The following is a 21,300-nucleotide window of genomic DNA, read 5'->3' on the forward strand; positions in this document are numbered from 1 at the left end:
GGCTGAGTGAGTGCGTACGCAGTTCCCCATACACCCGTTCGCGGATCTGCTTCCTCGCATGGCAGATGACGAGTTGCAGTCTCTGACGCACGACATCGCGGCGCACGGGCAGCGCGAACCGGCGACAGTGTGGACCGACGCGGATGACGTCACCTGGCTTCTCGACGGCCGGCACCGCGCGCAAGCAGTCGAGCGCTTGGGATCGAATCTGCGCACGACCAGATTCGATGGCACCGAAGAAGAAGCACGAGCACTCGTCATGTCGCTCAACGTGCATCGTCGACACCTCAGCCCGTCCCAGCGGGCGCTGGCCGCCGGTGCGCTCGCCACGAGACAGCGCGGCGGAATATCGGGCCTAGCGGCAGGCGTGCCGATTGCTCCGACGCAAGCCGAGGCGGCGCGGTCTGCTGGCGTGTCAGAACGTCTCGTTCGTGACGGATCAGTCGTCATGGCATCCGGCGACGAGGCGATCATCCGAGCTGTCGCGAACGGAGAGATGAGTGTGACCGCGGCGGCGGCGAACGTCCGCGCCGAACGGACTGATCGTCAGGCAGCGGCAGCGCTGTTCTTCACGCATCGACGCTCGTCTTCCTCGGACTCATGGCTCACTCCCCCATGGGTACTCGAGCGAGCTGCTGCCTGCATGGGGCGGATCGACGGCGACGTCGCTGCAGCTCCGGAAGGCAACGTTCCAGCGCGGTGGAGCCTAACTGCTGAGGATGACGCCCTCGCGCAGGCCAGCTGGGCCAACCCCGACGGATCTCCATCACGCCTCTGGGTGAATCCGCCATACGGAGTCGGAGGGCGAGGTCCAGGCGACTGGACACGACGCGTTGTCGACGAGTGGGAGACGGGGTCCATTGAAGCGGCGCTACTGCTCCTTCCCGCGCGGCCCGGAGCTCATTGGCAGCAGGCGCTCGCACAGTTTCCCCGACTCGAGTTCCGAGGCCACCTGACCTTCGAACCCGGTATGGGCAATCCGGCACGCGAACGCTGGGACGCGGGAACGCGCTCTGAAGCGCCGTTCGCCAGCATCCTCGTCGGTGTGGGTGTCGACGCGTCGCGTCTCCACGCCCATTTCGGAGACGTGGGGGTCGTGTTCGTGGCGTACTCGCCGACGGAAGCCATTCGCCCCACGCTTCCTGAGGGAGCTTCGCTCCTTGTCGAACGTGCGCCCGATTTGGATTAGCTTACGGAAGGAAGGGTGAGGTCAAACGCGGCGTCGCCGTTGTACCACCGAACCAACTCGACGTGGCTCGCGCCCACCGTGATGACCCGGTCGAAGACGACCTGGCCCGCTGAGACCACCCGCACGCGACGCAGGTGGTCCGCGCGGGGCCCCGTCTGGCGAGGCAGGTCCTCCACGACCATCACATGGATGCCCGTGGCACAGAACGGGTCTGAGAGCGTGTCTTCGACGAACTGAGACGTGCGAACCGAATCGTTGGGGTAGAAGCAGAATAGGAGCACTTCGCCGTTGTCACGGAGAAGGCGGTCGATATACCTCTCGCCCTGGTCGATTTGAACGAGGCTTTCCGTGAGGAAGTTGGACAGGAAGGTCGCGTCGATGTGCATGGTTCTCCAATAGAAGTCGGTCGGAGGAAGGTCGCCTCCTCTTCATCTATGCGCGGTGCGCTATCGCACCGCGCCGGTTCAAGGCGTTAGGCCGTCAACCAACCCGGCAGTGCTTCGTCGAGCTTCGCTCGCCGCTCGCGCGGCAGAGCCCCTGCCCGGGCACGCTGCTGCTGCCTCTGCAACCAGGTCGTCGCGCTTTCCTTCGACGAGGAGTATCCGACGTTGAGCTCCTGGAGCCACGCTTCCGTACGCATCGCCTCTGCATCGACGTCGCGCCAGTCCGGCAGGGTCTTGTCGAGGTACGCGACTTGCTGCGGCGAGAGTTCTCCAACGGCGTCCTCGAGCTGGCACTCCTCGATGAAGTCGGCGGCTTCGTATGCGTTCATGGTTAATTCCTCTTTCGTGTGTGCGGGGTCGGGCTCTTGCCCTTTGCTTCTCTATGCGCGGTGCGCGTCGGGAACGTGGTCACGACAGAGTCACCGATGGGCTTTGTGCATCTCGGGTACCGGAGCGAGACCATCTCGTCGGCTGCTCGTCGGGGCGGACGGTGAGGTCTCGTCCGCCCCGACGCCTCCGTTCGAGCGTGCTCAGAGGGCTCGCCAATGCGGTCCGAGGACGACCGGTGAGGCGTTGATGGCGACCTCGCGGCATCTCGTCGGCATGAACCGTCCGAGCACATCCATCACGGTCTCCACCTCCCGCTCCGGGGTTTCGATGATGAGCTCGTCGTGCATGGGCAGCCAGATGTGCGCTCCGGCCGGGAGGTTGTCGTGAACGTCGAGCGCGGACTTCTGGAACAGGTCGTACGCGGTCGACTGGATGAGGAGGTTCGCTCGGGCATGTTTCCTCTCGACGATGCCCATCATCCGCCCGCTCTCGAGCCGCAACCGTTCGGTGCCGCGCTGGGCGTTGAGCCAGTTCTTGGCGACGGGGTATGGGTCCCACAGTGAGTTTCGGACGGCATGCGCCTCCGACGTGGAGCTTCCCAGCATGCGTGCAGTGCGTCCCGCGGTCGCACCGTACATCGTGGAAATCATGATGAGCTTGAAGGTCTTCCGGAACTCCACTCCGTTGAACCCGGCACGCTCAGCCGCACTCACATACGGGTCACCGTTGGCCAGGTCGTGCGCGAGCACCTCGTCCCCGCTGAGAGCAGCCAGAACCCTCGGTTCGACCCCGTCATAATCCGCGGTGACGAGCACATGCCCGGGACGCGCGACGAGAAGGGAACGCATGTCCTTCGCGACGTTGTTGAGCGCGGGGCCCGTCGACGACACGCGACCGCTGACCTGCGCGAACGGTGTCAGCTTCGTGTGCACCTTCCCACGTCGCGTCGCTGCCTTGAGCTCGCGCGCCTTGGGGAGACGTCGCCGGATGTGCAGGACGTTCTCGTACATGTCAGCGGCTGCGAGGGCCGCGGCATCGTTCTCGACTCGGCGACCTCCCCAGTCATCGCTGGACGGGCCGTCGACATGGACGCCGCGCTCCGCAAGCCAGCGCACGACCGCTGCCTGGTTCGCCCGGTCCACCGGGTCGAACGTCATCAGGTCCTGCACCTGCCGACGGACGCCCTCCATCCCGTTGACCACCGCGTCGAGCTGCTCGACGTCGACTCGAATGCCTCGCGCGGTGGCGTTGGCGAGCACCGCCTCGAAGCGTGAGGTCTCGATGGCGTAGCGTCCGGCGCTGGGGTCGGTGCGCGCCGCGCTCAGTAAGGCCTCTGCGGTTCCAGTCGGCTCGGCTCCCTTGGAGCTGTGGTGGACCAGCCACGGTGTCGTCGCGTTGCGTACCCACATCCAGCCGGGCACACCGCTCTTCTTGATGAGCTCGGTCACGGATGAGGTCCGGGTCCAGAGCCTATGGTCGGGAGCGAAGTCGGTCCAGAGCTGCTCGACGTAGGCGCCGTGAGCGCGGAGGTCCACGGTCCACTCCCCCGCGATGATGAGTTCGTTCGCGCGGACGTATCCGACCACCGGCTTGGGTGCGTTGTCGAGCCAGGCGATGAAGTCCGCTCCGGAGGTAGGCGTGAGGTACCGCATCAGTACACCTCCCTCTTCATGCGCGCGTCGCGTGCTTTCCGCTCGTCGGGCGTGAGCGGTTCTCGTACGAGCGGTTCGACTTCGCCCCGGTGGAGGGCGCGGATGTCGTGCGCGTTGACCTGGAATCGGAGGCGACCGTTGTTGTCGACTACGTTGACGATGAACACGCGCTCGCCGACGAAGACCTTGCGACCGCGCAGACCCTTCAGCGCCTGGGACCAGCGTGCCCCGCGCTGCCTGGGACCGACTCCGGTCAGGTCTTCCGGGACATACAGGTCGAGCGGACTGGTCAAGACCGCCATGGCGAACTCGCTGGCCGCCAGCGGGCGGTCCACCACCTTCCATGCGTACTCGAGCGCGGGTCCCCATGCCTCCACCATCGGGTCGGCGCCGGCCACGTCCTTCTCCCATCCTTCGATGGCCTGGGTCGCGACAGACGTCTCACCCTTCCTCACCCAGCTCAGAGCTCCGAGGATTCGCTCCGACCAGATGGACGAGAAGTTCATCGTGGGGATGTCGAACGCGGGTCCCTGCTGAATGGCGCGCAGCACCATAGTGTGAGCGGCGGCGACGAGTGCGGGGCGGTTCTCGGCGATGTAGCCGGCCAGGTCGGGGTGCGTGTAGTCGCGTCCGAGGGCCATCTGGAAGAGCGGCTTCTCCATGCGGATGGTGACCCACCGCCGGGGACCATCGTCTGCGATGGTGATGTTGTTCCCGCACGCAGTCGTGATGATGCCGGTGACGGGGATGAGTCGGCTGACACCGAGCTCGCGGATGGTTTCGGCTCCGTCTTCGGCGGTGATGACCTTTCCGATGAATGGGCTGCCGAGGGGACCACGGACCTCGTCGTTGTGGAAGAAACGCGTGGACCTGGTGAGCAGGGCGGCGCCGAGTCGCTTCTCGTTCTCGACGTCCGCGCCGCGACCGAGGGTCCACGCAGTCAACGCCTTCGAACCCTGCCCGAGCAGCCGGCATGCCTGAGCGGCGTAGCTCTTGCCGGTTCCGGGCTCCGAGGCATCCCAGGCGAAGCCGGGGCTCATGGTCACGGCCGAGCGGGCTGCGCTCGTGAGCATCGCCGCCATCATCCTGGCACGGTCGCGCGGGCCAGCCCAGGGGAAGTCTGCGCACAGCTCGTCGAGCTTCTCGAACGCGCGCTGCGCGTCGTCTTCGGTCGGGTGTTCCGGGACTTCGTACTGGCCCTCCCACCGTGCGCGAGCGCGGTGAGGCATGATGAGGACCGTGCGCTCGGCGGGGTGATACCCGGGCGTCGTCACGAGACGGTCACCGATGATGGACGGCTCGAACACGATGTGTTCGACGACCGGGCACACGGCGCGCAGGCGCATCAGCACCGCACCCAGCAGGCCGCTCGGGATGTTGCTCGTCGGGCGCTGTCCGTCCTTGGTGGTGGTCATGGGCTGGATGGCGTGCAGCAGCAGGACGTGCACGTCCTGCTGCGTGTCCCAGCGGATGACTTCACCCGAGGGGGTGACGCTGACCAGGCGGGCGCTGCTTCCCGCAGTCCCCGGTTCGGTGAAGACCAGCGGAAGTCGGCTGTCTGCCTGCTGGGTTGCGGTCGCGATGATGTCGGCGATGCGCGTCACCATCCGGTCGACCGTTTCGTCGATGGCGACGTTCTGTCGAGTGGCTCCCCAGATGTAGGGGCTGCGGTGGTTGAAGACCCCGGTCTTCTCGAGAACCTCGAGTGCCTTCTCCGGCACCTCGTCGATGAGGTCGAATGCGGTGAGCAGCTGTCCGTCGCGAGCGGTGAGGGACGGGTTCGCTCGGTTGTACTCATCGCGCGCTACCGCGACGTGCGAGGGGAGCGTTCGAAGGTCGACCGCGTACGGGGTGGGAGCCGTCGATACCTCGGAGCCCCAGTCGAGCATCGCCCCCAGACGGAGCGCTTCGGGCTCCGTCAGCGTCGTGACCGCGCCTCGAGTGCCGTGGGCAAGGTCCGCCAACGGCACGACTCCGGTCGTCATCAGCTCGGCGACACGCTGCCCCGACTGGATGGTGGCGTGCGCCGGCATCGTGGACGAGTCGTCGATGCACACGAGGAGGTACTTCCAGTCGTTGTCCTCCTCGACCCACTCGATGCTGTCGAGGACCTTCTGCGCCCCCGTGCTCCCGATGGCGTCGTGCAACCACTCGTCGTTGTGGGAGGGGAGGCGGAACGCCGCGAGTCCGTCTCCGAGCACGACGTCGACCGCGCCTCCCTCGAGTCGTCTGGCCGGGACTCCGACCTTGTCGAGCTCGAGCACGGTCAGGTCAGGTGCGATGAGGTGGATGCGTGAGGAGCTGGGCGTGGCCAGCCCCTCACGCGGTGCCTCCGCGCCGGTGTCGGCCCGTCGGGGCCTCCAGGTACCGTCGAGGGCCTGTCCGGTCGAAGGCTCGCTAGCGCGACCAACGCCAGCGGGGTCAGGGATGGTGAAGGGGGTGATGGTGCCGCTGTCCGCGGCGGTGTGGGTATTGGACATGTTCGTCTTCCTGGAGTTGGACAGCCACTGGTCTGCGGCTGTTGCTCCACCGGGCGGTGTGAGCGGGTCGTGTCGCTCCCCTTCCGGCGAGCGATGTGCCCCCTATGCGCGAGGTCCGAAAACTCGAGATGTAGTCGAGTTGCGGAGCTGTTCTGCCTGGAGACGACACCGCCGGAGCGGGTGCGACGCTGCCCCTATGCGCGTGCTTCGGAGAAGACGAACGGCTCAGACACCACCGCTCGGCCTGCTCGGCAGCTGGGTCGTGCCCGGCTGAAGCCGAGGCCAGATCAGACATCGAATCCGAACCCAGCGGATCACCATGCCCATTGAGCACAGTTCGGGCCGATCAACTGCACGCCAAGTTCACCCAGAAAGACGCGGACTACCTGCTCAGCGCGCAGTGAGTGCACAATCGGTGACATCCCACTGCGACGGACGACGTTCCTCAACCTCTCCAGTAACCTGAGTCGCTTCTAGAGCTGTCACTGCGCTTGGACACTGAGGTCTGCGGAATCACACGGAGGAAAGGCTCGCAGTGGTCAGCTCACAACTGCGGGATGCCTGGCCGCGAAGGCATCCGGGCTCATGCATCCGTACCAGAGGCCCCGAAAGGTCGGACGTCGACCGCGCTCCCACCAGATGGCGACGTGGTCAGCAGTCGAGCGCGCTGCTCCGATCAGGTTGGCCGTCAAGGGTGCTTCAGCCTCATCCAGCGACCTGGTTGCTCTATCGCGTGGTCACGTCGGGGAGATCCGACGGCAGGAGTTCATCGAGCCGAATCTCAAGGACCTGCGAGAGCGCGATCAGACTGCGCAGGGAGGGATTGGCCGCCTGACCAGACTGGGACACGCCTCGCTCATAGCGCTGATAGGTGTAGCGGGTCAGACCTGCGCGGTAGGCGACCGATTCCTGAGAAAGGCCCCGGTCGATCCGGAACCGATGAAGCCGGATACCCATCCCTTTGGCGAACTCCGCCCAGTCGTCGGTGGAAGATGATCGCCTGCTCACTGAACAAGCCTTGCGAGAAGGCACTGATCCATGACCTTTTCTATGTGGCATAATCGTCGACACCGCACTCAAGGGCGCATCGCGTCAACAGCGCTCGCCCGCGAGATGATCCCCTGAGGAGATTTGCCTGTGTCACATTCCACTCCCCCCTGGTGGATCGCGTCCGCTCCCCCGCCTCCGGAGGCGTGGAGCCGGAGGTTCGAAGAACTGACCGACAAGAGGCAGGCCGACCTGTACGGGCGCCGGGCAGCGATCTACGTCGCCAGAGTCGTCAAGGCGACCGGACGGGGACCGTCGTTCTCCCAAGTGTTCCGCGAGCTGTTCGACGCGGGTGACCTCTATCCAGAGTGGCCAGAGGGCGTGAACTCCAAATCGCGCGTTCAGGTTCGGAAGCAGTTCCGTCGCCATGTGGCCATCCAGTGGCGACGCAGCGGGTGGATCACCTGGGAACCAGGGGTAGCACACAGCCTCAGGACAGCCCGACGGTTCCACGAGCGCTCGAAGGCGCGTGCCCGAGCTCGCGAAGCAGACGGCGACAGGAGATCGCGCGACAACCCGAAAGGCACTCGCGGCGCAGAGACTCAGGTTCCGATTATGAGCTGTGACCAATGAGAGTCGTGGAGCACGTCGATCACATCGAGCTACCGGACCAGCGCGTGGCAGTGTGCGGTGACTGGCACAGAAACCTGGGCTGGGCGCGGATGCTGTCTCGAGCGCTCCCATTCCTCGCGCCCGACGTGCGCACGGTGCTGCATCTCGGTGACTGGCAGATGCCACCGACCGAGACTGACGAGGCCTTCTCCGAGACGAGCATCGAGCGCATCTACGTCACCCTCGGCAACCACGAACCGTGGGACAAGGTCACCAAGTTGCAGAATCAGTATCCGGGCGAGGCGATCCGCGTCTCAGAGATCATCTGGCTACTCCCTCGACCGATGCGGATGACCATCGGTGGCCGTCGTGTCCTGTCGCTCGGCGGAGCCGCTTCCATCGACCGGCAGTCGCGGATCGAGGGCTCGACTTGGTTCCCGGAGGAAGCCGTCACTGACCACCACGTGGCCGAGGCCATCGCGGGCGGGCCTTCGGATCTCATGCTCACTCACGAAGGTCCTGCAGGCACACCTGTCCATCCGGTTCGAGAGATCCTGCGCACCAATCCTCACGGGTGGCCGGCTGAGGCGCTCGAGGCGTCCGCGGCATCCCGCGCTCGGATCACCGCAGTGTGGGACGCCGTGCGCCCCGAGCTTCTCGCGCACGGCCACATGCATGTCGCGGCAGGAGGTAGAACAGAGGATGGTCGCCGCGTCGCGAGCCTCGGGCGGGACGGGCAGAATGGGAACATCGGCTTCCTCGACATGAATACGCTGCGGATGACCGTTCCGCACCTCAGCATCATCCGTGGCTACGCAGAGCAATGGGAGGACGAGCGCGTCGAGCGTGAGAGGCGTGCGGTGAGCGTGGTGAAATCGATGGACTCGATGGCCGTGGACGGGCTGGCCCCGTCGCCGGAAGCACTGCATGACGCACAGGACTATGTCGACGGTCGACGCACCCTCGACGAGCTCACCGAAGACGTTGTTCGACGGCACACGCGCCTCCCTGAGAAAGGCGCGGAAGGCACGCCATGACGGAAGACGAGCAGCCGAACCCGTGGGCGAGGATCGTAGGCCCTTGCTACACGGTGGCGAGCATGGCGCGCACTCTCCGTTGGAGCGAGGCTGATGTCGTCGAAGCCGGTGAGCATATGCGTCTTCTCATGCTGCGCACCGAGGAAGGCACCGTGCTCTTCCCGTCGTTCCAGATCCACAACGGGACCGTGGTCGCAGGATTGAACGAGGTGCTCCTCATCTTGCAGACGGGGACCACTAGCCCCTGGACCTGGACTCAGTGGTTGAACGTCGAGCTGCCCGATGCGGATCCTCCTCGCAACATCGAGTACCTCTACAACGGGCGCCTGGAAGAAGCAATGCGTGACGCCCGGCACGTCGCTTGGGCATGGAGTTCATAGCGGCCTATCTCCCCGGACTCTCAATAGAGTCAGCTGCCGTCGTGGCATTGAGAAACTGAGTCCGGCATTCCGAGATCGGAGTCAAACTGGAGCATCGCGGCGCCAGCCCACGCGAGCGACAGCGCGCCCGAGCGCGACAGCGGTTCGGTCCGCATGCAGGAACAGGCTGCGGACGAACAGACTCGCGGGCACATAATAAGAGAGCTCCCTCCCTCCGCCCTGCCCTCACGTCTCGGTGCTCGCTTCGCTCGACCGTGTCGTTCGGTTGGTCGTCGGTCGGTCGCTCAATCGCGTCGCCCCCGACTGTATGTGACGGAGAGGTGCGGGGTGACGCGCGATGTTCGGCTGGGTCGGTGCGGTTCGCGATTCAGCCTCGATGGCATCGTGCAGACGGTGTTCTTCGACTCGAGCGTCGAGGCGCAACGCGACGTGCACATGAAGCGCCGGGACGCATGGGGTTGTGAAGAAATACCGGCGGCCGGATGACAGTGAAAACAGCGTTCAGTCACGAGGCACGAATCAGTGCGCTTCGTCCCCCTTTACTCGGCACCGCGTTGCACGATGATGTCGGCTCGACTGATCAACACGGTCTCGAACTGCCTGCCCCGCCGCGCACGAGGGGCGTGAGCAGGACACATGAAGAGGCAGGATGTGCAACCCGATTCATTCGCACGTTTTACCAGCGAACGAGAACCGGGTCCTGGGAGGTGAGCTGACGAAGGGAACGAACTGACCCGGCGTGGGCATAATGCGTGGATCTGCGACAGTCATTCTTCGGTTTCACGATCACGCTTCTGAACGCCGCGCATAGAGGGATAGACGGGCCGAAGACCCTCCCGTTTACTCCGCTACGACATCACTGAATGGGAGCTCATGGATACACACCTCAGCGGTCCGCGCACGACGGCAGACTTCAACTCGGCCCTGGACGGCTCGGTCATGATGCGCTCCGCATTCCGCCCGGTTGCAGGTGACGAAGGCCGCTTCGACAAGGCGGCGTGGGCGCCCAGGTTCGTTCTTTCTACGTCGAGGTACTCGCGATGATGCTAACAACCCCACTCGCCCACCTCCCCTCCCGTACGCCGCTGCATCCGCGTCGGGCAGCGCTGCGCGCCGACCCGTTCTGGTCGAGCATGTGGCGGACCGGATCTACCGGCGACTGGTATTCCGCCGCTGACGTGCGCGCGATGGCAACAGCTGAGTTCGTCACTCCGCCGTCGTGGTTGCGGATGCCGGAGGAGGACGCCCGCGAACGAGTGCTCTCGTCCCGCAACCGCGAGCGGGTGTACCGCGTTATCGCGGCACTCGACCAGTGGAGAACGATGAGTGTCGAGCAGCTGGAAGCGCTCGTCGACATTCGAAAGTTCGCATCTGGGGAGCGGTCGCTCCTCTCTGCGATGTGGAACGCCGGCCTCGTCGAACTGTGCCAGATGGGAGCGATGTTCCTTCCCGGTGAGCGGACTAGAGACGGGTGCCTCGTTCGACCTGCGAAACCTGGCAGGGTGCTTCGGGATCTCGAAGCACAGATGTCGTACGTCGAGTGGGTTTCCACCACCGCTGGGACGAGGTTCGACGCCGACCGACAGTTCGCCCGCCACAACATCTTGTCGACCGAACTCGGGCTTCGCATGGCGGAGTTCGGAAACGTCGGAACGGTGCTCGGCGAGAAGCTCAGCACCATGGCGATGCTCGCATATGCAGGTGTAGGTGACCCCGTTCCGACGACTGGTGCCAAGGGTGGGTCTGACCTCACCCTTGTCCGTACCGATGGCCTGCGCATTGCTGTCGAAGTCACCGCTTCCGCGCACGGTCGGTGGTTCTATGACAAAGTCGAGAAGCTCGTCCGTATCCTGCACCGACGCTCTCTGGCGCGCACCGGGCTGTGCGTTCTCTTCGTCGTCGCGCCCCGCCGAGAACTTGCGTCTCAGGCACCGCGCGAGGTTCTTCGAAAGGTGAAGCAGGACATCCAAAGGGCCGTGCGCGCGTACCCCGGGACGCACCGCGACCCGACCGCCGCTCGCGTCGCGGTAGCGAGCTGGACGGACCTGTTTCCCAGCGGGGATAGTGCGTCAGTCGACCTCCGCAGGCTCCCCGTCGAACGACCGACCGGACCCGGCTACTTGGGTGATTCGAACGCAACGAACGTCTGGGAGTGGGCATATTATCTGGACGCCGGGTCGGTGCCGTTCGCCCCGGACAGGCCGGAGAAGATGACCGCAGTCCTCGGGAATGCTTCTGGGGTGCGAGGCGTGCCACATGCCGTGCGTCACGTCGCTGAGCGTCCAGTTCTCTCCGACATGGTCGTCAAGTCTGCGGGCTTCGACGTTGTCGGCGACGTTGAGGGGACCAAGTCGCTCGAGCACGGGCGGGGAGCTGCGGGGGCGCCGACAGTGCCTGCGCGGTTGGTGTACTGATTCCCGAGACGGGCGGCGCACTAAGCGAGGGCTCATCATGCGGGGCATGCGTTACCGACCAGCGGGGGCCGCGGCAGTTCAGTCCACCGCGGCCCCGGGTTTGAATCAGTTCGCTCGCATCCGGACCGTGGTGGGCGAGATCGTACCCTCCCGCAGTTCGAACGACGCATTCTTGGAGAACCAGATGCGCTGCTGGTTCGCGAAGGGCACCAGGTCCGCCCGTTCGTACAAGGCGGTCTCCGCAGCATTCCACTCCTCGCAACCCTCTGCGCCGGGAAGCTGCGTGGCCGCCTCGACATGGGCGAGGTAGTCGAGGTTATCGATGAGTCCGGCGTTGAGGCCCGCGCCTGGGCCGTCGCCCGACACGAACGGAACGAGCTGACTAGGCAACTGCAGACCGGTGTTCACGAAGTGCACGTCAAAATCACCTGTCTCGTCCAGTGCCTGGCCGATCAGGGCGTCATTCGCTGCGACCAACTCGACGTCGACGCCGACCGCAGTCCACGCTGTCTGGACGAACTCCATGCTCGCCACCATCCGCGCACCTTCCGCGGCCGGATAGAGAACCTTGATGGAGAGCGGAGTGCCGTCCTTCTCGCGGATGCCTCCGTCTGCGGCCTTCCAGCCGGCCTCGTCGAGCTGCGTGGCCGCGACCTTCGCGTCGAACTTCGGGAAGATGCCATCGATGAGATCGCCCTGGCACACGGAAGGCTCCGTCGCGCTGAAGCGCTCGGGCTGGGTACCTTTGCCGTCGGTGAGCACGGTGCGGAGGTCCTCGAGGTCCAACGCGGCGAGCAGCGCCTTGCGCACCTGCTCATCGCTGGTCGGGTGCCCCGCAGCCTCGTTGAACCAGAGCTGTCCGATCGCGGAGGCGTACGCCACCTCGCGAAGATTCGCCGCCTGGAGCCGCGCGGTGTCGGTGCCTGTAATGCGAGCCGCGTTCACCTCGCCGGAGAGCAGGAGGTTAGCGCTCGTGCTCTCGCTGTCGACGACGCGGAAGACGACGGTCTCGGGCAGGCCCTTCGTGTCGAACTCGCCGTCTCCGGGAGCCCATTCGTAGCCGTCACGTCGGGTGAGCGTGTAACGGTCGTTTGCCGCCGCCTTCGTCAGAGTGAAGAGTCCCGTGCCCGCGGATCCGGCACGGAGCAGCGACCGGTCATCCAGGCCGGCCTGGCAGACGATGCGCACGTTGCTGAGGCCGCGAAGCAGGAACGGGTCAGGGGCTCCGCTCTGCACCGACACCGTGCCCGCGGCGTTGTCTGCGATGGCCACCGTTCCTGGCTGCACGTCGATTCCGAGCAGTGGAGACCCGTTTTCCGGGTCGGCGATGAAGTTGATGTTCGCGGCGACCGTCTCAGCGGTGAGCTCGGTTCCGTCGCTGCAGGTGATGCCCTTGCGCAGCGTGAACTCGGCTTCGGTGGTCGTCGCCTCCCACGTCTCGGCCAGGTTGGGTTCCGCCGAGCCGTCGGTGGCGGCTAGCGTGAGGGTGTCGTAGAGAAAGCGGCTCATCTGCCGCGAATCAGACGACAGCGACAAGGCCGGATCGAGGGTTCCCGGGTCATCTGGGATGACCACGGTGAAGGTCTGGCCGTCCACGAGGGCGGCATCGTCGCCGCCTCCGGCACCGCCGGCGCCTGCACAGCCTGCCAGGACTACGGCAAGACAGCCGATGGCTACCACAGCAGTCGTTCTTCTCACGATGTGCTCCGTTCTCTCTCGGGCGAGAGGTTCTCTTAGTTCAAGGTCGGTTCGGATGGTGGATCGGGTTGGGGCGCTTTCGATGCCTGAGCTCAGGCGTGGACAGCGATGCGCGGGTAGGCGCGCCCGCTGTGCAGGTAGATGGCGGGACCGCTGTCCCCGAGGAATGAGTACGCGACCGGGTCATCGTCAACGGTGACGAACGTGCGCCCGGCGACGTGAACCAGTTCCGCGACCGACGGCTCCTGGAAGGCCGCGACGAACCCCTGCGGCTCCCGGAGGAGGGTTAGGCCGCCCTCCGGCCGTGCGGACACGGTCCAGCGCACCGAGACGCCGGCGTAGCTGCCGACGAGGTCCGCGGGCGCCGGGGCGGGTGTCCTCCCCGCGCCGGACGATCTTGCGATCCGCCCGCCGGTCTCTCGCACCAGGACATTCTCGAAGAACTCGGTAAACCAGGCATGCGCGTTGCCGCCGTTTGTGAGCGCGACCACAGCGAGGTCGAGCGACGGGATCACGCGCAGGAACGCGTGCTGACCGATCGTGTCGCCGTCGTGACCCAGCACGATCGTTCCGTCGAAGTCGTCAATCTCCCAGCCAAGGCCGCGGAACTCAGGCCATTGTCCGGCTAGATCAGGCACGGCCACGGGCTGCTTCGTCTGCATGCCGTCGAGACTCGACGCGGCAAGGAGCGCATTTCCTAAAGGGCTCCCGGAGACATGCGCGCGGATGTGCGCGACGCCGAAGCGGGCCAGATCCGCGGCCGTCATCGCGAGCCGGGTTCCCGCTGGCGCCCAGGAGCGGGGCAACCGGTCGGAGGTCGGGGTCCATAGGCCGTCGTCGCCGTAGCGGTGCCCTTTTGCCGTCCGGGATGCCAACGCCGCCGCATATTGCGGATGAGCGTCGGTCAGGCCAAGCGGGCTGATCACTCGGTCGGCTAGGGCCTGATCGTAGGATCCGCCGGTCAACACCTCGACGATGCGCCCGAGGACGCAGAAGCCGGCGTTGCTGTAGGAGAACATCTCTCCCGGCGAGAAGTACTGGGGTGCGTCGGCGAGTTCCGCCAGGAACAGTTCGAGGCTTTCCTCGCCCTCACCAGTGTCGGCGAATACGTCGCCCTCGAAGCCTCCAGAGTGCGTGAGGAGGTGACGCGGAGTGACGCGCGCTGCTGCATCCGCATCGGCGATCCGGAAATCCGGCAGCACGCCGCGGACCGGGGCGTCGAGGTCGAGGATCCCCTCGTCGGCGAGCTGCAGAATCAGCGTCGCGGTCCACACCTTCGTCACGGACCCGATCTCGAAGATCGAGTCGGGGTGCACGGGCGCGGCGCTCTCGGCGTCGAGTACTCCGGCCGCGTCCACGGCGAGATCGGAGCCGCGAAAGACCGCGATCGACGCCCCAGGGATCTCGTATCGAGCGATCTGCGCCGCCAGGTCGCCGTCGTACCGCTCATCGCTGGTCATGCGCGTGCTCCGAGTTCGCGCTGCAGGAAGTCGGACAGGTTGCGTCCGAGCACGGCCGCAACGTCGTCCGTCACCCATCCCCGGGCCAGCAGTCCCTCGGTGAACAGCGGGAGACCGCGCGGACCCTCAAGACCGGGGATGTAGACGTCGTTTGCCAGGTCGTCCTCGCAGCACGGAGGCACGGTGTCGTGGAGCACCTCCGAGATGAAGTCTGGTCCGATCCCGACCTGTCCGATGCCGACGACCTCGACGAGGTGCTCCACGTGGTCTATCAGCCGGTCCAACGTGTGTTCGGTGTCGTCGAGGAATCCGGCGTAGAAGTTGGCGCAGACGATGCCGCCATTGTCGCGTACCGCGCGCAGCTGCGCGTCGCTGAGGTTGCGGTGGTGGTCGAACTCCGCGCGCGCTCCGGAATGCGTCGCGATCACCGGCCTGTCTGTGAGCTCGAGCACATGCTCCACCCCGCCGACGCCGAGGTGGCTGATGTCGAAGATCATGCCGAGCCGGTTCATCTCGTGCACGGCCTCGATGCCGGAGGACGTCAGCCGGCTGCCGGTCGCGTCCTCCTCGCTGCCGTCCGCAAGCGCGCTGCGTCCGGTGTGTGCAATGGAGGCGATGCGCACACCAAGTCGGTGCATCGTCTCGAACAGCTCGACGTCGTGGTCGATGCCGGGAGCGCTCTCCAGCGCGAGAATCATCGCGATCCGATCGGATTCGAGGGCACCGCGGATGTCTGCGCCGTCGAGACACAGCGTCGTGGTCTCGGGGTTGGCCTCGCAGATGCGGTGCGCGCACTCGATCATCCTTAGGGTGTACCGCAGCGCAGACTCGGGCTGATGGCGCGTCTCTACCCAGACAGGCAGCACCTGCAAGTTCACGCCGCCGTCGTGCAGCTGCGGCAGCCAGCGGTCCGCGAAGTATCCCGGCCACTGCGTGACCGGGCGCCCGCAGACGCTCAGCAGGAGGTCGTTGTGCGCATCGGCGACGAGGCTTCGCTCGTGCAGGGTGCGTGCGGCATCCTTGATCATTCCTGGGGTCCTCTCCTATTGACGACTTCGGATTCATGCCCGGCTGCCGCAAGCAGCGCGCGGGTGTACGGATGCTGCGGGTCGTCGATGACCTGCTCGACAGGGCCCCGCTCGACGATCACTCCGCCTTGCATCACCGCAACCTCATCGCACACGTAGCGCACGACTGCGAGGTCATGGGAGATGAAGAGCACCCCCAAGTCGAGTGCAGAACGGAGCGCCTTGATGAGGTTGAGCATCGCACCCTGCACCGAGACGTCGAGGGCAGAGGTCATCTCGTCGGCGACCACCACCTTCGGCTCGGCAGCGAGCGCCCTGGCGAGGGCCACTCGTTGGCGTTGGCCGCCGGACATCTCGTGCGGGAGCACGTGGGCGAGCCGCGGGTCGAGTTGCACCAATTCCAGCAGCCGCTCCACCTCTCGACCACGGCCCGCACGATTAAACCGTCCTGGACGGATGGCCTCGGCGATCGACTCGCCGACGCTCATGCGGGGGTTGAGGGAGGAGAAAGGATCCTGGAACACCATGTGGATGGGGCGAGATCCGCGCGGAAGGCTGCGGATGTCGTGCCCGCCTAGTGTCACCCGACCTTCGAACGGTTCGACTAGCCGCACTGCGGCCTTGGCGAGGGTGGACTTGCCCGACCCCGACTCTCCAACCAGTCCCACGATTCGGCCATACGGGACTTCCAGCGAGGATGAGCGGACGATCGTCGCCGCTGAGCCAGCAGTGCCGTATCGGATGCTGACGCTGTCGAAGACGAGGGCGCTCATCGCTTTTCACCGGCATTCACGACGGAAGGCTCTGCCGGGGGAGCTTCCGGAAGGTCGACGGGGTTCCAGCAGGCCACGGCGTGCCCCTCTTCGATCGGCTCGAGCGCGGGATCGAGCTCGAAGCATTCGGCAGTGGCGTTCAGGCATCGGGCAGCGAATGCGCAGCCGGCGCCGATCTCAGTCAATCGCGGCGGGCGCCCGGGGATCACGGCGAGCGGCTTAGCGCGGTCGGTGCCGAAGGTCGGCACCGACGCCTGAAGGGCGCGCGTGTATGGATGCCGCGAGCGGGCCGCGAGGCTCTCTGCTGGGAGGGACTCGACGACGCGTCCGGCATACATGACCATCACGCGGTCGCAATGCCGTGCGACGAGGTCGATGTCGTGCGATATGAGCAGCAGCGCGGCATACCGGGACGACTTCGCCTCGTCGAGAAGATCGAGGACCTTCCGCTGCACGGTTACATCGAGAGCAGTGGTCGGCTCGTCCGCCACGATCATCGAGGGCTCGCCCATGAGGCCCATCGCGATCATGGCGCGCTGGCGCATCCCTCCGGAGAACTCGTGCGGGTACTGGCTCGCGCGTTTCTCGGGGTCTGTGATGTGCACGGCGTCGAGGCGATCGACGGCGCGGCGCCAGGCGGCACGTCGGAAGAGGCCGCCGTGCTGTCGAGACACCTCGGCGAGCTGGGTACCGATGCGCTGAGAGGGGTTGAAGGAGGTCATCGGATCCTGGAACACCACCGCGAGCCGGGTCCCCAGCAGTGCGCGCTTGTCACTTTGAGCGCTGTCGGGCAGCGACGTGCCGAGGAAGACGTGCTCGTCGACGAGCACGCGTGTCGGCCGTTCGATCAGCTGCGAGATCGCCATGGCCGTCATGCTCTTCCCGGACCCCGACTCTCCGACTAGGCCTACGGACTGTCCGGCCGAAATCGAGAAGCCGACACCGCGCACGGGCCACAGCCAGCCGTCCGCATGCGGCAGAGCGACCCGCAGGTCTTTCACCCGCAGCACGTCGGTGGCGGCCTGAGTTTCCGGCGTCGCATGCGGAGCGCCCTCAAGCAGCTTCTCCCGCCGGCGCGAGGAGCCCCAGCGGGTGCGCACTCCGATCACCTGTGCCACCGCCTCGCCGAGGAGATTGAATGCGAGTCCGCCGAAGAGGATCGCGATTCCCGGGCCGAGCACGGCCAGCGGGTTCACATACAGCAGCGCCAGCCCCTCGTTGAAGATCCGTCCCCAGTCGTACTGCGGCGCCTGCACGCCAATGCCGAGGAAGGACAGCGAGGCGAAGGCAAGCAGCGCCTCGCCGGCGAGCATGGTCGCGTTGATGGCGAGTGTGTCGCCGATATTCGGCAGCAGGTGGCGGAACAAGATGCGGGTGCGCCTGACCTCCGAGACGCGGGCGGCTGCGACGAAGTCGAGTCCTGCCACCGCGGTCGCGGAGGTGTAGGTGAGGCGCGAGAAACCGGGCGCAATTCCGATCGCCACAGCCAGGAGGGCGCCGGTCATCCCGACGCCGAAGATCGTCGCGAAGAACAGCGAGAGAAGCAGGCCCGGGAATGCGACGACGATGTCGACCAGCGCCATCACCAGGCGCCCCACTGGCCGCGGGAGGAACAGCGGGGCGATCCCGAGGAGGAAGCCAAGCGCTACGCCGCCGAGAGTCGCCGCCACGGCAAGCACAAGCGTGAAGCCGGTGGAGACCAGGGTGCGCGCGAAGATGTCGCGACCGAGGGCGTCCGTGCCGAAGAGATGCTCCAGGGAAGGTCCCTGCTGAGCGGAGGCGACATCCTGCGCGGAGGCGATGTCTCCGAGCAGCCAGGGTGCGAGAACGGAGACGAGCATCAGCACCGTGAGCATCGTCACGGAGATAGCGCCGAGGGGGGTACGCATCAGCGCGATCCACTTCGGCTGGGATCTCGGCGCCGACGTCTGGAACTTCGTGGCGCCGACGACTTGCTTGAGAGTCCCGGTGCGGTACTGCGGGTCGCTGGGCTTCATGTCGATGTCTTTCATGTCACTGCCCCCTGATCAGTGAGCGCGGGTTGATCAGAGCGAGGATCAGATCCACGATCAGGTTGGTGAGCAGGATCAGGGCTCCGAGTACGAGCACGATCATCTGGACGAGCGGGAAGTCCTTCTGCTGGATCGCGGAGACGATGGTGGAGCCGAGCCCCGGCCAGGCGAACACGTTCTCGACGATTACCGTGCCGGCGATCATCCCCGAGAAGAGGAGACCTGCGACGGTCAGCGTCGCCGTGCAGGCGTTGGGCAGGGCGTGCACGAGGTAGATGCGCAGCCATGGGAGCCGCTTGGCGCGCGCTGTGCGGATGAAGTCGCGTTCGAGTACCCCGAGCATGTCGACGCGGAGGATGCGGGTGAGCACGGCGATCGGGCCGATTGAAAGCGCGACGACGGGAAGGACCAACGAGGGAAGGCCGTCGCGACCCGCGGCTGGTAGCCAGTTCAGGCCCACAGCGAAGACGGTGATAAGCACCGTCGCGGTGAGGAAGGTCGGTAGCGCGGCGACCGCAATCGATGCCGCCGCGAAACCGACCTCTGTACGCGGATGGCGGTCACCGCGGGTTAGCACGGCGAAGATAGTGCCCAGGGGAACCGTGATCACGATGATGAGCGCGAACGCGAAGAGGGCGAGCTCCATGGTTGCGGGGAGACGGACGGCGATCACATCCGAGACCGGCAGTCCCGTGATGATCGAGGTCCCGAAGTCACCGGTGATGACGCCGCGGAGGTAGCCGAAGTACTGGGTGAGAAGAGGCTGATCGAGTCCGAGGGCCTGACGACGGGCCTCGACCGTCTCGATGGGGGCGGAACGACCCAATGCGATCCTCACTGGGTCGCCCGGGACAAGATGGATCATCAGGAAGGATGCGGTGACCAGAACCCACAGCGAGACGAGGAAGCGCGTCCCTCTTCGGGCGAGGAAGCCCATCCACAGCGGCGGCGTCCATCTCTGGACTGTCACCTCGCTGGTCGCCGTAGATGTCATCCTCAACTCCAATCGTCCGGTAGGACTTCGTCTTTCATGATGAACCACTCTCCGCGGTGGGTGACCGTACATGTGAACAGAGAGCGGAGGTGCCCTCGTACGCGGATACGAACTCCGCTCCGGGTACTCAATGATCGACCACGACGGGCGTGTAGGAGCGACCCACGATCGCACGCTCCTCCGTCTTCGCGACCGTGATCTCAAGTCGCTGGACGCGTCGGGGGAAGACTGGGGTGATCTCGATGCGGCAGTCGAGATCACCCGACTCGCCTAGCACGGACCAGCAGAGCTGCGCGGAAGACTCCGTCCACCGGAGACGTCGCGCCAGCGGCGGGGGATCGAGGACGAGTCCACCCACCTCCGCGATCACGGCGCGCAGACGTCTGGCACGCACATCCGCCGGCACGTCGATGAGGACATTCGGAGCGAACAGGGACTTCGTTCCGAAGTCACCATCACCCCGGATGCTCACATCGATCTCCTCCGCGGCGGCGAAAGTCTCCGGCCAGAGGGCGATCCGTCGAGCCGCGAGAGCCCGGTCGTCCAGCACCGTCCTCAGGATCTGAGCAGACCATCTCGTCAGCGAAACGCTGTTGGTGTTCGCGAACATGACGACGCCGAGGCCCGACGCGCAGTGCCAGCGCATATGGGAGGTGAAGCCGGGGAGGCCGCCCGCGTGATAGGCGAACCCCCCGAACCGATGATCCTCGTCGACGAAGAGCCCGAGACCGTATCCGACGTTGTCAAGCTCGGGTTGTGCCGAGCGTTCGCTCTCCTGAACGGTCGTGGCGATCCGCTGCATCAGACGCCTCGAGGCTCTCGACAGGATCGCATCGTCCCCATAGCCCTCGTCGAACGGGGCGGAAAGCCACGCGCTCCACCGCGCGATGTCGGTCGGCGTGCTGTACATGCTTCCGAGGCAGGCAAACGCACCGGTCTCCACGAACGGCTTCTCCTGCCAGGTTTCTCCTTCGTCGAAGGTGACGAAGCCGTGCGCGATCCCCGCTCCGCCTTCCCCCTGTTCTGGGTACTCGGCGACGTCGTAGTGCGTGGACGACAGGCCAAGCGGCTTAAGGAGTTGCTCTGTCGCGACATGCTCGAACCGCTGACCAGTGATGTTCTCCACCAGTCTGCCCAGGATCGCGAACCCCAGGTTCGAGTACTGGAACCCGACATCCGGAACATCGGCGTACCCGAGTCCGGCGTGCAGCAGGCTGGTGAGTGCCTCCCTGGCGATCCCAAGGCTGTAATCCGCCCATGCGTTGTCCTCCGGCAGGCCCGAGGAGTTGGTCATCAGCATCCGTACCGTGATCGGCACCATTACACCGTGCGAGTCGATGTAGTCCGGGAACTCCGGCACGTAAAGGCTCACGGGATCGTCCAACGACAGCCTGCCCTGTTCCCGCAGCACCAGGATCACTGCGGCGCAGAAGCTCTTGGACAGAGAGCAGATCCGGTAGATCGTGTCGCGCGTCGGCGCTCGCCCGTCAAGTTGGAACTCGCCCCGCCCCTCGTGGAAGAGGATCCCGGAGCGGTCGAACAGGGCAAAGGAGAGAGATGGGAAGGGGTGCGACGTGGCATCCGGTATCCGCCTGACGCGCGCGATCGCCGCCGCACTCGGCTGGATTCTTCTATCCATAGCTTCCTCTCCTGCCGTCTCCGTCACGCTAACAACGATGACGGGATTGATCTTCATTCGTGAATACAGGATCAGGGCATGCTTTGGTATCTGGATACAACCTGCTGAGGGCCTTCGGCGGGCATGATGGATACGCATGTTGGAGTCGGCCTCACCGTGAGAAAGGAGGCGC

16 protein-coding genes are annotated in these 21,300 nt (G+C 65.6%); 4 read left to right on the forward strand and 12 right to left on the reverse strand.

Translation table 11 applies throughout. From position 1 onward, the window contains the following. The first annotated feature begins 58 nt into the window (after positions 1–58). On the forward strand, positions 59–1,189 hold the full coding sequence (locus ACIPYT_RS14345; RefSeq protein WP_401075549.1) for a DNA N-6-adenine-methyltransferase: 1,131 nt from the start codon (positions 59–61) through the stop codon (positions 1,187–1,189). Here ACIPYT_RS14345 and ACIPYT_RS14350 read toward each other — a convergent pair. From ACIPYT_RS14350 to ACIPYT_RS14370, 5 genes are all read right to left on the reverse strand, one after another. Continuing rightward, the gene (locus ACIPYT_RS14350) at positions 1,186–1,575 is read right to left on the reverse strand and encodes a hypothetical protein (RefSeq protein WP_401075552.1); all 390 of its coding nucleotides are present in this window, start codon (positions 1,573–1,575) and stop codon (positions 1,186–1,188) included. The genes ACIPYT_RS14345 and ACIPYT_RS14350 overlap by 4 nt on opposite strands. 86 nt (positions 1,576–1,661) lie before the next feature. Then, positions 1,662–1,961, reverse strand: coding sequence for a hypothetical protein (locus ACIPYT_RS14355; RefSeq protein WP_401075555.1), 300 nt, complete (start codon positions 1,959–1,961; stop codon positions 1,662–1,664). Positions 1,962–2,162: 201 nt separating this feature from the next. Continuing rightward, on the reverse strand, positions 2,163–3,614 hold the full coding sequence (locus tag ACIPYT_RS14360) for a DNA polymerase (RefSeq protein ID WP_401075557.1): 1,452 nt from the start codon (positions 3,612–3,614) through the stop codon (positions 2,163–2,165). Further along, positions 3,614–6,094 carry a hypothetical protein gene (locus tag ACIPYT_RS14365; RefSeq protein ID WP_401075560.1) on the reverse strand — a complete coding sequence of 827 codons (2,481 nt, stop codon included), beginning with the start codon at positions 6,092–6,094 and terminating at the stop codon, positions 3,614–3,616. The genes ACIPYT_RS14360 and ACIPYT_RS14365 overlap by 1 nt, the downstream gene beginning before the upstream one ends. 726 nt (positions 6,095–6,820) lie before the next feature. Then, positions 6,821–7,102: a helix-turn-helix domain-containing protein gene (locus tag ACIPYT_RS14370; RefSeq protein ID WP_401075562.1), complete on the reverse strand. Its 282-nt coding sequence runs from the start codon at positions 7,100–7,102 to the stop codon at positions 6,821–6,823. Positions 7,103–7,719: 617 nt separating this feature from the next. Here ACIPYT_RS14370 and ACIPYT_RS14375 point away from each other — a divergent pair. The 3 genes from ACIPYT_RS14375 (at position 7,720) to ACIPYT_RS14385 (ending at position 11,524) form a co-directional block, all read left to right on the forward strand. Further along, positions 7,720–8,730: a metallophosphoesterase gene (locus ACIPYT_RS14375; RefSeq protein ID WP_401075565.1), complete on the forward strand. Its 1,011-nt coding sequence runs from the start codon at positions 7,720–7,722 to the stop codon at positions 8,728–8,730. After that, positions 8,727–9,110 (forward strand): hypothetical protein, encoded by a 384-nt coding sequence (locus tag ACIPYT_RS14380; RefSeq protein WP_401075568.1) that lies wholly within the window; start codon positions 8,727–8,729, stop codon positions 9,108–9,110. The genes ACIPYT_RS14375 and ACIPYT_RS14380 overlap by 4 nt, the downstream gene beginning before the upstream one ends. A gap of 1,187 nt (positions 9,111–10,297) precedes the next feature. Then, positions 10,298–11,524: a hypothetical protein gene (locus ACIPYT_RS14385; protein WP_401075571.1), complete on the forward strand. Its 1,227-nt coding sequence runs from the start codon at positions 10,298–10,300 to the stop codon at positions 11,522–11,524. A 105-nt stretch (positions 11,525–11,629) separates the two neighbouring features. Here the strand turns inward: ACIPYT_RS14385 and ACIPYT_RS14390 are convergent, their stop codons facing one another. The 7 genes from ACIPYT_RS14390 to ACIPYT_RS14420 form a co-directional block, all read right to left on the reverse strand. Continuing rightward, on the reverse strand, positions 11,630–13,204 hold the full coding sequence (locus ACIPYT_RS14390; RefSeq protein ID WP_401075574.1) for an ABC transporter substrate-binding protein: 1,575 nt from the start codon (positions 13,202–13,204) through the stop codon (positions 11,630–11,632). A 110-nt stretch (positions 13,205–13,314) separates the two neighbouring features. Then, positions 13,315–14,682 (reverse strand): serine hydrolase domain-containing protein, encoded by a 1,368-nt coding sequence (locus ACIPYT_RS14395; RefSeq protein WP_401075576.1) that lies wholly within the window; start codon positions 14,680–14,682, stop codon positions 13,315–13,317. Further along, on the reverse strand, positions 14,679–15,710 hold the full coding sequence (locus tag ACIPYT_RS14400; protein WP_401075579.1) for a dipeptidase: 1,032 nt from the start codon (positions 15,708–15,710) through the stop codon (positions 14,679–14,681). The genes ACIPYT_RS14395 and ACIPYT_RS14400 overlap by 4 nt, the downstream gene beginning before the upstream one ends. After that, entirely contained in the window at positions 15,707–16,483 is a 777-nt protein-coding gene (locus ACIPYT_RS14405; protein ID WP_401075581.1) for an ABC transporter ATP-binding protein, read from the reverse strand. Before ACIPYT_RS14405 ends, ACIPYT_RS14400 begins: the two co-directional genes overlap by 4 nt. After that, positions 16,480–18,495, reverse strand: a complete 2,016-nt coding sequence (locus ACIPYT_RS14410) for a dipeptide/oligopeptide/nickel ABC transporter permease/ATP-binding protein (RefSeq protein ID WP_401075584.1) — start codon at positions 18,493–18,495, stop codon at positions 16,480–16,482. Before ACIPYT_RS14410 ends, ACIPYT_RS14405 begins: the two co-directional genes overlap by 4 nt. A gap of 1 nt (position 18,496) precedes the next feature. After that, positions 18,497–19,561, reverse strand: coding sequence for an ABC transporter permease (locus tag ACIPYT_RS14415; RefSeq protein WP_401075683.1), 1,065 nt, complete (start codon positions 19,559–19,561; stop codon positions 18,497–18,499). A gap of 55 nt (positions 19,562–19,616) precedes the next feature. After that, positions 19,617–21,185 carry a serine hydrolase domain-containing protein gene (locus tag ACIPYT_RS14420; RefSeq protein WP_401075587.1) on the reverse strand — a complete coding sequence of 523 codons (1,569 nt, stop codon included), beginning with the start codon at positions 21,183–21,185 and terminating at the stop codon, positions 19,617–19,619. Positions 21,186–21,300 lie beyond the last annotated feature (115 nt).

Source organism: Microbacterium sp. NPDC089695, assembly GCF_044749085.1.
Classification (GTDB): domain Bacteria; phylum Actinomycetota; class Actinomycetes; order Actinomycetales; family Microbacteriaceae; genus Microbacterium.